The sequence below is a fragment of the Arthrobacter sp. Y3223164 genome, from assembly GCF_059091005.1.
The window spans coordinates 1-384 of record NZ_JBNHGF010000901.1; the positions used below are offsets into that span (position 1 = coordinate 1).

Genomic DNA, 384 nt, shown 5'->3' on the forward strand with positions numbered 1-384 from the left:
GCAGGCCGAGGCGCAGCCCGCCGGGGCGCGCTAACGTCCCGGACGGGCCCGGGGGTGCCGGCCTCCGGCGAGCCGGAACGATTCGTCCAGCAATTCTTCGAGATTGCCGGGTTCGACTTTGTCCAAGCGCATCAGCACCAGCAGCCGGGAACGCTCGTGGTGCGGGGTCCAAAAGAAGACGTCCGGAGCCGTCGCGGCCAGGGCGTCGCGCTCGTCGGACTTGACGGTCAGCACGCCCGGCTCCCACATCCGCGCCATCAGCGACTTGGCGAACCAGGCGGGCTGGCCCCAGCTGAGCCGCTCGGTGACGCCGGGCAGGGCCAGACAGAGGCGGCGCACATCGTCCTCGGTGGGCATGTCCTCACCCTGCCACGTGCGGCGCCG

At 71.6% G+C, this 384-nt stretch carries 1 protein-coding gene; it reads right to left on the bottom strand.

Annotation, left to right across the window (positions count from 1 at the left end):
• Window positions 1–30 precede the first annotated feature (30 nt).
• The coding region (locus AC5RUJ_RS18635) for an MmcQ/YjbR family DNA-binding protein (protein ID WP_494156561.1) at window positions 31–384 on the bottom strand (354 nt) is incomplete at its 5' end.